This is a genomic window from Streptomyces malaysiense (assembly GCF_000980885.2).
Taxonomy (GTDB): Bacteria; Actinomycetota; Actinomycetes; order Streptomycetales; family Streptomycetaceae; genus Streptomyces; species Streptomyces malaysiense.
This window is the reverse complement of record NZ_LBDA02000024.1, coordinates 1-11,088: the sequence shown is the minus strand read 5'-3', so window position 1 is coordinate 11,088 and position 11,088 is coordinate 1. Positions and strand designations below refer to the sequence as shown.

Below are 11,088 nucleotides of genomic sequence, written 5' to 3'. Positions count from 1 at the left end.
CGGCAACGTCAGCGGACGCCTGCCGCGGCGGGTGGGTCGTCCGGGTTGTCGTTGACAGGGCCGAGGGCGCCGTTCAGGGTGTCGATGGCTTGGCGTTGGAGGCGGAGCCTTACGTGGGCGTAGACGCCAGCGGTGACGCCGATGTGTGCGTGGCCCAACAGCTCCTTGATCACAACGAGGTCCACGCCTTGCTCCAGGAGTAGCGTCGCGGTGGAGTGGCGTAGGTCGTGGAAGCGGATGCGGCGGAGCCCGGTTCGGTCGAGGAAGCTACGGAAACGGCGGGTGAGGTTGGCCGGGTCGAGCGGGCCGCCAGTCGGGGTGGTGAAGACGAGGCCGCTGCCTCTCCAGTCCGGTCCTGCCGTCTCACGCTCCTTGCCCTGCCGCTTCTTGTGTTCCTTGAGGGAGCGGAGACATTCGGTGGGGAGGGCGATGCGGCGTTCGGAGGCGCGGGTCTTGGTGGGCAGGTGGGTGAGGCCACCGCTGCGGGTGCGCTGGAGCGAGCGGCGGATGCTGGCGGTCCCACTGTTGAGGTCAAGGTCTTCCCAGCGGAGGCCGAGTAGTTCGCCTTTGCGGAGGCCGGTGCGCAGGGCGAGTTCGTACAGCGCGTGGAGCCGGTCCGTGCGGGCGGCGTTGAGGAACCGACGGGCCTCCGTCGCAGTCAGGGGCCGGAAGCGCCTGGGCCGGTGCGTGCCGGCTTTGACGTTCCGGGCGACATTGCGCGGCAGCTCGTCCTCGCGGACGGCGTGTTCCAGCGCCGACTTGAGGACCGAGTGCACGTAGGTCACGGTTGAGGCGGACAGTCGCTTCTGGCAGCATTCGCCGACCGTGCAGCACCTCTTCCGTTCGGTGTCGAGTCCCTGGGTGCAGCACTGACAGGTGGCGCGGAGCCGGTCGAGGAAGGTGCGGATGTCCTTGGCGGTGAGCCGCGCGATCTTCTTGGTGCCGAGGCTGGGGATGAGGTGGAGGCGGACGCAGGCGGCGTAGCGGGTGTGGGTGTTCTCGCGGAGCTGGTGGACCGCGACACTGCCGAGCCAGTACGTCAGGTAGTCACCGAGCGTGCTGTCAGCGGTGGCAACCGGCAGCCCGCGGTTGCTGTCGGCGATCTTCTCGGTGAGCTTGTCAGCCGCGTTCTTGCGCGTGGTGCCGTAGACACGGACACGCTTTCGTCTGCCGTCGGCGGCGAGGACATAGCCGGCGGCTTCCCAGCGGCCGTCCTTTCGCTGGTAGATGGTGCCTTCGCCGTTGGCGCGGGCCTTCTTTCGCTTGGGGGCGGTCATCGGGCGGCTTCTTCCAGGTGGCGCTTGACGTAGTCGTCCAGGGCGTGGGTGGGGATGCGGCGGGCGCGGCCGATGGTCAGCGAGGCCAGGCGGCGGGTGCGCAGGAGGTCGTAGAGGGCGGAGCGGCCGATCTTGAGGCGGGCCATCGCCTCGGGGACGGTGAGGAGTTCGTCGTCACGCACCGGCTGTCACTCCCTGTTCGCATGTCGGGCCGCCGTGGATGAGTGCGGCGAGGCGTTCAAGATCGGGAGTGAGGCCGGTGCCGTCGTAGGCCCAGTGGGCGATGACGAGGGTGGTCGGTGAGGGCGGAGGGGTGTGGCGGTGGTGCCAGGCGGCGCGGGCGGTCCGGAGGGCGCCGAGGGTGGTGGAGTAGGCGCGGGTCTTGGTGGAGAAGTGGCCGCGGAAGCCGAGCATGTGGGCCCACTTGCGCAGGTTCAGGTACTTGAGGTCGTCGCGGGCGCCGAGGGTCCAGGCGGTGCGGATCATGCGGGCGGCGTGCTCGGGTACGGACTCGAACCAGAGGTCGGTGATCCTCTTCAGCCGGTGGTCGAGGGTGCCGGTCGCGGCTTCGGTGCCCTTGGTGGCGTACTTGGCGACGTATCCGGCGACCTTGCCCTCGGTGATCGTGGTCCCGCCCTGGAAGGCGGAGGACCGGATGGTCCTGGTGTCGATCTGCTCGCCGAAGGCGAAGGAGCGGGCGCGGCCGTTGATTTCGGGCCCGTCGATATGGGCACGGGTGGCCGCGATCCGGATGGCGTCGGCGAGGAGTTCAGGGGTGGCCCAGGCGGGCGGCGGGGTGTAGGGGCCCGCGCGGCCGTCGAGACGGATCACGGCGTGGAAGTGGATCAGCCCGCGCTGCTGGTACTCGGCGACCTTGGCGTACGAGACCCGGACGACCTTGGAGAGCAGTCGTTGCGGGACACCAGCTGCGGCGGCGATGGTGCGGCGCAGTTGGAGCATGAAGCGGGCCCACAGGGTGGGGGCGTGGGCGTTCCACAGCACGGCGCCGGTGTAGTCGTACCGCTCCGGGTTGAGCGGGGTGCCGAGGGCCGGTTCACCCTTGGTGTGGGTACGTCCGCAGCGGCAGCGGGCGGAGCCGTTGACCTGTCGCCCGTGGACCGGGCCGTACGAGGGCGCGGTGAGGGTGGCGAAGACGCGCGGGTGGGTGGCGACCTGGTCGGGGATGTTCTCGCCGCCGCGCAGGCCGGCGGCGATGAGGTGGTAGGTGTCCCGGCGGTAGAGCTCGGCGCAGGAGGGGCAGCGGGTGGTGCGGCGGTTGCCGCAGCGGACCAGGAGATGTCCGGCGGGCAGTTCCTTGGACTTCAGTTCGCGCAGGATCTCGCCGGTGAAGGCGTCGATCTCGGTGCGCTGGCCTTCGAGCCGGATCGGCTGGGCGCACCCGCCGAGCGAGGTCAGCTGCCGGACCAGGCCGAGCAGGTCGCGATACCCGGTGAACGCGGGGAGCGCGGCCGTGGCGGTTTCGGGGCGGGGGATTGTGGCGGTGGGGTCGTGCGGTGGCATGCTGGCGGGACCTCTCTGCGCTGCGGCACACACGCGTGCCGTGGATGGATGGGAGGGAGGCCCCGGCAGGGGCGAGGGTTTGGCGACTACACGCCCTTGCCGGGGATCACTGCGAAGCGGGACCAGGAGGCGGCGGTCACGCGGCCTTGTCCAGGTCGACGTGGTCTGGCAGTTCGCGGACCTTGAGCCCTTCGGCGCACATGAGGTCGTTGATCTGCCAGCAGGCTTCGGTGGGCAGGTAGACCGAGCGCAGCCGGACGGGGGTGTGCATGTCGCCGACGGAGGCGATTGAGACGCCCTGGGGCATGGTGCGGTCGGCGGCGGTGATGTCGAGTTCCCGGCCGTCGGGGAAGAGGTGCAGGAAGTCCTCGATGGTGTCGACGCGGTGGCAGATCCGGGCAGAGAGGTTGGTGCGTACGGCGGTGGTGAGCACGTCGGCGGAGGGTTTCTGGGTGAGCAGCCACAGCCGGATGCCGAACTTGGCGCCCTGGCTGGCGATGGCCAGCAGTTCGGCCTCGAAGCGTTCGCGGGCCTTGCGGTCGGGGTGGCGGGTGTAGTTCGCGACCTCGTCGATCACTACGAGCAGCAGCGGCAGTTCGGGGCTGAATTCGGTGATGCGGTCGGTACGGCCGGACCAGAACAGCCGCTCGCGGCGCTGCATTTCCTCGCGGACCCAGCGCAGGATCTCGGTCGGCTCGTCGGGGTGGATGGCGTCGGAGACCTTGTAGGCAGTACGCCACCAGGGCGCGACGGCGCCGAGGTTGGGGTCGATCACGATCAAGCGCACGTCCCGCATCAGCGAGGCATAGGCGAGCAGGGTGTTGACGGTGATCGATTTGCCGGAGCGGGTGAGGCCGGCGACGAGTGCGTGGGCGGAGTAGGCGAGGTTGAGCACGATGGGGGTGCCGTCCTCGTCCCAGCCGAGCAGTACGTCATCGGTGGAGACGAACTGACCCGGTCGGCAGACGGGGGAGCCGTCCGGGCCGAGGAGTGGTGAGCGGATCACCGCCTCCAGCGGCTCACGTCGGAAGCCCCGCGCGACGATCACTCCGGGCTTGGGCTGACTGATCCGGATGCGACGCATCCCCCAGGCGTCGCACAGACCCTCGCCAGCGTCCTGCCAGGCGCTCAGCCCCACCTGCGGCAGGGCATCGGCGGTGACAGTGACGCCGAAGACGTCGGCGCGGGTGCGCAGGCGTGGCACCAGCACGCGCGGCTTGGTCGGTTGTTCCTGCGGGCCGTACTGCTGGAGCACGGTCGGGGTGGCGTCCTTGACCGCCAGGCCCAGCATCGGGGCGAGCCGCTTCCAGCCCCACCGCATCCGCCGCGCCTGCCGCAGACTGACCCGGGTCTCGGCATCGGCCCGGTACCAGCGGGCAAAGCAGTACCCGGCCCAGCCCAGCAGCCCGAGCCCGCCGAGGACAACCACGGCCAGGAGCGCGAGCCCGAGGGGGTTGCCGGTCATCAGGCACCGGCCTTGGCGGTGACGGCGTCGGCGCGCAGGGAGATGCCGTGCCGGTCCTTACCGTTGATCTCGTTCTCCCATGCCGACGCGACCAGGCCGGTGAAAACGACCGGCAGGCCGACCTTCAGTCCCTTGCCGAGACCCGGCTCCGGGACCTTCACGGCGATCACTTCGGCGCGGCCGTTGAAGGCGAACATCACGTCCACCAGATGCAGGTGGGCGCCGGTGGCCCGGTCGATCGCGGGCTGCTGGCCTTCGCGGTCCTTGAAGTGCGGCCGGGACTCGGAGGCAAGGATCACCAGGGCCTGGGACTGGTCGATGGGCATGGTCTTCACGGCAAACCTCCAGGTAGAAGGGGTGCAAGTCACCCGTGTGGGCGATCGCGTGCCGCAACCATACATTCATTCCATCCAAAGTCCATCCCTATTGAGTTCCATCCGTTCGTGAGATGGTCCATCCATAAGGCGGCTACCCTGACCCCGTGAGGCCGCTGAACTGGTGAAACGCGACAGGCAGCGAGCGGCCCGCGGTGGGTGGAATCGGACTGGGACCGGGGATGGACATGGCTGCTGCTGACGAAGCGCGCTTGACGTTCGAGCGCATCGCGGACGACCTCCGGCAGCAGATCCGGGACGGCGAACTGCGGCCCGGCCAGCTCCTGCCGACGCAGAGCCAGCTCATGCAGACCTACAAGGCGTCGAGCCTGACCGTGCAGAAGGCGATCCGGCTGCTCAGGAACGAGGGCTGGGTCATCGCCCGCCAGGGACGCGGCACATTCGTCACGCGCTCGGCCGACTTCGAGGACGCCTTCGAGAAGGTCGCCGGCGATCTCACACAGCAGATCTACTCCGGCACTCTGGCTCCCGGCTCCCGGCTCCCGGCCCGCGAGGTCCTGGCGGAGCACTATGCGGTGCCGCTCAACGTGGTCACCAATGCCATCGCCCTGCTGGCCGGTAACTTCCTCCTGCGTTACCTCGGTGAGCTGCCCGGCGACGAGGTCTACGTACGCGACTGGGACGACCACGGCTTCGCCACCCAGCTCACCCACGGCCGCCTGGTCCGCAAGATCAGAGACGGATCACTGGCCAGGGGCGCCACGGTCACCGTGGACGAGGTGGTCGACACGATCGGCGGAGACCCGGAATCCGCAGACCAGGCCCTGACCTTCCTCACCCTGGAGGGCAGGATGAAGAAGGCCCACCAGCGCAACGGCTCGATGGCGTATGTCGTCGTGGGGGGCGAGTTCGGCACAGAGGTACCGGTCGCGGTGCAGCCGGTGGACGAGCCGGACGAAGCGTCGGCTGCCCCGCCGAACGAGTTCCCGGCGGCGGCCGGAGTAGCGGATCTCGCCTACAAGCTGGAACGCGCTCTGGAGCGGATCGAGGAGCTTGAGGAGCGTGTCGAACGCCTCGAAGGCCGCGACACCAACTGAGGCGGGTACGTGAACGGCAGCGTCCCCGAAGGCCGCAGGCTGGCTTTCGGGGACGCTTCGCGTGGATCGGTCAGGGCTGGTACTCGTAGCCGATGGTGAATCGAGGCGGCAGGCACCATTCCCCGTACTCGATGATCCCCTCCGCGTCCGACCAGCGGTGGGCGCCGGCCAGGATCGGGGAGCCGACCGGCAGCCCCAGCGCGCTCGCCTCTCGGGCATCGGCGGGACGGGCGTGCATGTCGTCGCGGGCGTGAGTGATCGTGCGCCCGGTGGCTTCCAGAACCCGGGCGGACAATCCGTGATTGCGGCCCGGGGCGGTGTTCAGCAGGTCCGGCACGAGGGCGGCGAACGGGGCCGGGTACCAGGTCACGGCGAACACGGTCCGGGTCTTGCCCCGTCCGGCCAGCCACTCGCGCCGAACCACCTGATCCCCGGCCTCCAGATCGAAGATCTCCGCCACGTACAGCGGCGGGATGATCAGCTCGGCGGCCGTCACCCGGCTCGTCTCACCCTCGGCCAGGAACGACTTCACCCGCTGGACCCGGGCCAGCCGGTCCCGCGCCGACAGCGTCCAGCGAGGGTCATCGGCGACGTAGGTGCCCCGGGGGGTGGTGCGGATGAAGTTCTCCACCTGGAGAGCCTGCAAGGCGCGGGAGACGGTGGCGGCCGCGGCCTGCCACTGCCCGGCGATCTCCCGGTTGGTCGGCAGCTTGGCGCCCGGCTCAAGCTCTCCGGACAGGATGCGCTCCCGGAAGTGATCCGCGATCTTCGTGAACGTCTTGGGACTGGGCATAAGGCGTGCCCCTCCGTTGAGTTGACGTGCTGTCAGTGAGGGCACACTAGTGCACTACGAACCGTAGCGGGAGCGCTTCGGCCACTCGAATACTGAACTAGAGCACCGATCTGTCAAGAGGTCGGCCATGTGACGTTCGAGAGGTGGCGATGTGCATGACGGAGCCGACCAGATACTCCACCCAGCCGGTCGAACTCCCCTTGCGCCTGGAACTGGAGCCGACTCCCGTTGAAGGCTGCGCGGGCTGTACCGAACTGGCCAACGTACGCGACCGGGCCCGCGTGGTCGGAGACATGACCACCGTCAGCGACTGCAACGTCTACATGCGACGCCACCCGGAGGGCCACCAGTGAGCCCCCGTGCGGTATACCGGCACGTCGCTCACGCCATCCGCCACGCGCCCGAAGGGGGCATCACCTACGAGGCGTTCTGCGTCACCGGCGGCTGCGGAGCCGAATCCGGACCCCACCCCGAGCAGGAAGCCGCACAGGACTGGGCACTCCGCCACACCGGACGCACCGGCCACGACCTGTTCAGGCGCGTCTTCACCGACCATGCCAAGGTCACCCGAGCCGAGTAGAACCACCACCGCCAGCCGGAACAGGACCCACAACCCGCAGGCCATCGCACCAGGCCAGCAGCCCAGCCGAACGCTCAACCGACAGCCACGGCGTACCGCCGAAGCGGTGTCGGGTCCCAGCTGATGCACGACGTTCTGGTCTCACCTGATGTTTGACGGTGGACCTAGACAACATGGGAAGCCCCGTGGGGCTTGTTCGCTTTCACGTTACGGACCGGGACGTCGGTCGTGCGCCGGATCACCCGGACCTGGCCGTCCAGCTCGACGCTGATCGTCGTGTCGGACACGTGGACGGTCACGGTCTGGCCTGCGTAGGGGCGGCCGAGGGAGACGACCTGGCGGCAGACCATGACCGTGCCCACTGCGCTGGCCCGCCGCTGGACACGGACCGGCTCCACCCGGGGCCGGGGCGGCGGGCCCGCGAGCCGCAGGCCACGCAGCCGCTGCACCTCGTCGCGGCTGAGCGGGCTGGGCCGCACCCGCAGCAGTTCCCGCGAGGACAGGTCGAAGAACGACAGCGTCTCGGCGTCGATGCGGATGCCCACCTGGCGGCCGCCCAGGATCTCCGCCGCCAGGACCTGGTGCCCGCCCAGGCCGACCAGGCCGCTGTTGTTCACGACCCGGTCCACCTCAAACGCTGTCCCGTCACCGGTCGGAAGCGGGGCCGGTCCGGCCGCACGTCCGCCCCGGGCCGCCAGCCGGCCCAGGTCCGCCACCGACAGGTGCGACCGCACGGTCTTGATCCGCGACCCGGCGATCAGCAGATGGATCACCTGCGTGTCGGCCCAGAACGTCACCGTCAGCCCCGAGCGGGCCGGACCCAGCCAGAACTGCTTGCCCGCGACCTGCAGATTCCCACTCGCAGGCACCACCCGCTCGAACTCCACCGGCCCACCGGGCTCTACCGGCACCACTGCCGGGACCACCTCAGGCAGAGCGGCAGGCACAGCCGAGGCCTCGCCCGGAGCCGGCTCCGGGACCGCTGGAGGTGTCCGCTGCTGCGGCACCAGCGCCAGCACTCCGGGAATCTTCAGACCCAGGACGTCTCGCTCCTGCTCGGCAACCGGGGCGAACCGGTCGCCTGGCGACTGCATTTCCAGCGCCTGATGCGGCCGCACGCAGTTGTACTCGTCCACCCACGCATCCAGTGCCGCCTGAGCCGCCTCGATGCTCTCGAACGCTCCGCAGTCGTCGAGGAGTTCGCGCCGCAGTGTCTGATGGAACCGCTCGACCTTGCCCGTCGTGGTCGGGGATGCCGGCTGGGTGAGGCGGTGCGCGATCCCGTTCTCCCGGCAGATCCGGTCGAACAACACCTCACCGCCCTGCCCGAACCGGTCGGTGAACTGCTTGCCGTTGTCGGTCAGCACCTCCTCCGGCACCCCGAACCTCTGCAAGGCCCGGACGAACGCCGAGCAGACCGCCCGCCCGGTCGCCCGCTCGACCACCGACGCGATCACGCAGTACCGGGAATGGTCGTCCACCCCGGTCACGACCTTCGCCTCGGTCAGCTCGCCCGTCACCGGGTCGACCAGCATCACGCCGCCGACGATGTCCATCTGCCACAGCTGCATCGGACGGTCCCGCTGCCAGCGCTTGTAATCCGACCGCTTCCGACGCCGCACCCCCGGCTCCACCAGACCGTGACGGACCAGGATCCGATACACGGTCATCCGTGACGGCACCGGGCTCACCGTCCCGGACCGCTCCAGCACATGAGCGATCCGCCGCGGACCCCAGCGAGGGTGCTTGCGCCGCAGCTCGCACACGGCCGTCTCCACCTCGGCGGAAGCCTGATGCGGACACGAGGCCGGCCTGCGCGAACGATCCGCCAACCCTGCCAGACCGGAGGCGGCATACCTCGACTTCCACCCACTCACCGTCTGCCGCGACACCCCCAGCGACGCGGCGACCTCGGTCACCGTCGCGCCCGCCAGCACCGCGAGGACAGCCCGGTATCTCTGCTCGACAACCGACAACTCCACCAGCGCCAATCCCGGCCTCCCCACACACGCCGCAACGACGCACACAGGGGAAAAGCCGAACACGGCCACTGTCAACCATCAGCTGGGACCGAAGTGTCAAGCATCTACCGGGACCGGATAATACCGCCGAAGCGGGATGCGTCCAAACTTTCTCTACGTCTTCAAGGCGACCCGCTGGCGCGGGTCGCGCGGCACGGCCGCCCACCCGGCCCGCTCTCGGCTCCGCCACCGCGGGCCGGCCAGCGACCAGGCCGCGCAGAAGCGCGTAGCGGACGACCGGAAACGCTGAGAAGACCGGACGCGCCCGTACGGTGAGCGCCAGGCCGACGGCGAGGCGACGGCAGGGAGTTGGTCGGAGCGCAGCCCGGCGCCGGGGTCGGTCGGCTCCGTGTGCTTTACCCACCTCCCCGGGCCGGGGCCCGCGTCGGGCAAGGCCAGGGGGCCACTCGTTCAAATTCCGGGCAGGGGCACAGCCTGCCCGAGTTGCCGGGCCAGCGTACGGCCCCCTGACCATGCCCGACCCCAACCCGGGCAGGACACCGGCCAAAGCCCACTCCGCCGCCCTCACGCACGCAGCCGTCTGACGGCAACGCCGACGGCAACACGGGCGCACAGCACTGCACTTCCACGCACGCCCACGGACCGGCCGGAATTCGCTGACCAGCGAAAATGCAGGTGACGCCCGCCCGGCGAGCACACGTACTATGTGGAAGCCGGTGGGACGCCGGTTCTGGTTCACAATTGCAATGAAGTTGATGTTCCCTCTGGTGGATACCAGCGACTCGGGAATGTGAAGCGAGCGTTCAGCAAGCTTCCGGATCGACTCAAGCTCAATGCCAATGGAGAGCCGCGAACTTATGGTCACTACTACGAAGAAGGGGCGGACTCCCCGACGGAGGTGATTTCTGGACACAACACCCCTAAGCCGGCTGGATTCAAGCCCGCGACCTCGGACTACAACTGGCACCACGCGGAAATGCAAGCGGTATCCATGTTGAACGAGAGTGAAAGCAACTCGGCAACCCTCTATATCACTCAGAACTATGTGTGCCGCGCTTGCATGGGGCTTGAACAGACTCTCAAAAAGGGCAATACCCTCACGGTGGTTTACTCCGATATCAGGGGCATCCCAAGGGCGCTCGAATTCGCTGGGGAGGGGTAGTGTGCCGGGAATCAGAATGCGGAAATATTCGGATGGGTCGACGGAGGGTTTGTGTACATCGGAGATGTAGCGATCGCAGACGTTGCCGAGCAATGGTTCGGCAGCAGAGGGCCGGGTGAAGCGATGCCTGACTGCCTTGCCTGGCTGCCGGATCAGATCCAGCGCCAATACTCTGCGACTTCGCCACTTCTGTGGGAAGAAGGCAGTGTCTGGCAGTTGAAGGCACCCCGGCCTGCGCGTTTCGACCCCGACAAAATGATCTTCATGAGTGGAGATGAGGGCGAATGGGCCTGGGCGTACGATGCGAACGACGCCGATCGCTTCTTTGATCTCGGCCCGGACGAAGAGGGCTGGAAGATGGTTGATGCCGGGCTCGCCGAGCTGCTAGCTCAGCGGAACCTACTCGAGATCGCCTATGGTCCGGTATCTCACAGGGTGATCTCGCAGGTTTCTCCGGTGCTGCTGCCTGAAGTTGTCGCCGGGTTGACGGAAATCACCACCTGCCCGTGGCGATCGCTGCCGGGGCTGCGCCTTCACATAGGTGATGGAGTATTGGTGGTGTCCAGCTTCGGTCGTGAGAATTTCGCCCCTTTCAGCCACACCAATGATGTCCTGGACATCAGGGTCGCCGTGACGAGTCCAGATAAGTTCGACTACTTGGAGAACCGTGAGTGGCCCCATCCTTGGCGCGTCTTGCCAAGCCGCTCGCTGGAATGGATTAGGGCGTATTCGGAGCGCGGTCGGTAGCCTCACTGCCCGATCCCGCAGCCCTCGCGCAGGATGGCGACAGCAAAGTTGAAGCCCCGTCAGGTGCGTGCTGACGGGGCTTCTGCATGGGGTGACGGCAGTAGCTGACGCTGAGATTGAAAGGGTGGG

Annotated in this window: 12 protein-coding genes; 5 read left to right on the top strand and 7 right to left on the bottom strand. The window is 68.3% G+C overall.

The annotated features are described in order from the left end of the window. Nucleotides 1–8 precede the first annotated feature (8 nt). The 5 genes from VT52_RS11360 to VT52_RS11340 form a co-directional block, all read right to left on the bottom strand. A complete protein-coding gene (locus VT52_RS11360; RefSeq protein WP_046421957.1) occupies nucleotides 9–1,277 on the bottom strand; it encodes a tyrosine-type recombinase/integrase in 1,269 nt (422 codons plus the stop codon). Continuing rightward, complete coding sequence (locus VT52_RS11355) at nucleotides 1,274–1,459, bottom strand: helix-turn-helix domain-containing protein (protein WP_079174983.1); 186 nt, start codon at nucleotides 1,457–1,459, stop codon at nucleotides 1,274–1,276. Before VT52_RS11355 ends, VT52_RS11360 begins: the two co-directional genes overlap by 4 nt. Beyond that, nucleotides 1,452–2,798, bottom strand: a complete 1,347-nt coding sequence (locus VT52_RS11350) for a replication initiator (RefSeq protein WP_053055513.1) — start codon at nucleotides 2,796–2,798, stop codon at nucleotides 1,452–1,454. Before VT52_RS11350 ends, VT52_RS11355 begins: the two co-directional genes overlap by 8 nt. A 136-nt stretch (nucleotides 2,799–2,934) precedes the next feature. Then, nucleotides 2,935–4,263 (bottom strand): FtsK/SpoIIIE domain-containing protein, encoded by a 1,329-nt coding sequence (locus VT52_RS11345; RefSeq protein ID WP_053055512.1) that lies wholly within the window; start codon nucleotides 4,261–4,263, stop codon nucleotides 2,935–2,937. Next, nucleotides 4,263–4,589, bottom strand: coding sequence for an SCO3933 family regulatory protein (locus VT52_RS11340; RefSeq protein WP_240509723.1), 327 nt, complete (start codon nucleotides 4,587–4,589; stop codon nucleotides 4,263–4,265). The genes VT52_RS11345 and VT52_RS11340 overlap by 1 nt, the downstream gene beginning before the upstream one ends. Nucleotides 4,590–4,849: 260 nt before the next feature. Between VT52_RS11340 and VT52_RS11335 the strand changes: the two genes are divergently transcribed. Next, entirely contained in the window at nucleotides 4,850–5,695 is an 846-nt protein-coding gene (locus tag VT52_RS11335; RefSeq protein ID WP_240509715.1) for a GntR family transcriptional regulator, read from the top strand. A gap of 70 nt (nucleotides 5,696–5,765) precedes the next feature. Here VT52_RS11335 and VT52_RS11330 read toward each other — a convergent pair whose 3' ends face one another. Next, on the bottom strand, nucleotides 5,766–6,488 hold the full coding sequence (locus VT52_RS11330) for a GntR family transcriptional regulator (RefSeq protein WP_043409952.1): 723 nt from the start codon (nucleotides 6,486–6,488) through the stop codon (nucleotides 5,766–5,768). A 155-nt stretch (nucleotides 6,489–6,643) separates the two neighbouring features. Between VT52_RS11330 and VT52_RS11325 the strand changes: the two genes are divergently transcribed. Beyond that, nucleotides 6,644–6,841 (top strand): hypothetical protein, encoded by a 198-nt coding sequence (locus VT52_RS11325; protein ID WP_046421954.1) that lies wholly within the window; start codon nucleotides 6,644–6,646, stop codon nucleotides 6,839–6,841. After that, entirely contained in the window at nucleotides 6,838–7,068 is a 231-nt protein-coding gene (locus tag VT52_RS11320) for a DUF7848 domain-containing protein (RefSeq protein ID WP_046421953.1), read from the top strand. The genes VT52_RS11325 and VT52_RS11320 overlap by 4 nt, the downstream gene beginning before the upstream one ends. A 164-nt stretch (nucleotides 7,069–7,232) precedes the next feature. Here VT52_RS11320 and VT52_RS11315 read toward each other — a convergent pair whose 3' ends face one another. Further along, entirely contained in the window at nucleotides 7,233–9,059 is a 1,827-nt protein-coding gene (locus VT52_RS11315; RefSeq protein ID WP_046421952.1) for an IS481 family transposase, read from the bottom strand. 697 nt (nucleotides 9,060–9,756) lie between these two features. Between VT52_RS11315 and VT52_RS39685 the strand changes: the two genes are divergently transcribed. Together VT52_RS39685 and VT52_RS11310 are read left to right on the top strand one after the other, a co-directional pair. After that, nucleotides 9,757–10,212, top strand: coding sequence for a DddA-like double-stranded DNA deaminase toxin (locus tag VT52_RS39685; protein ID WP_167377682.1), 456 nt, complete (start codon nucleotides 9,757–9,759; stop codon nucleotides 10,210–10,212). Nucleotides 10,213–10,263: 51 nt separating this feature from the next. Continuing rightward, on the top strand, nucleotides 10,264–10,959 hold the full coding sequence (locus VT52_RS11310) for a hypothetical protein (protein ID WP_143070870.1): 696 nt from the start codon (nucleotides 10,264–10,266) through the stop codon (nucleotides 10,957–10,959). Nucleotides 10,960–11,088: the final 129 nt, after the last annotated feature.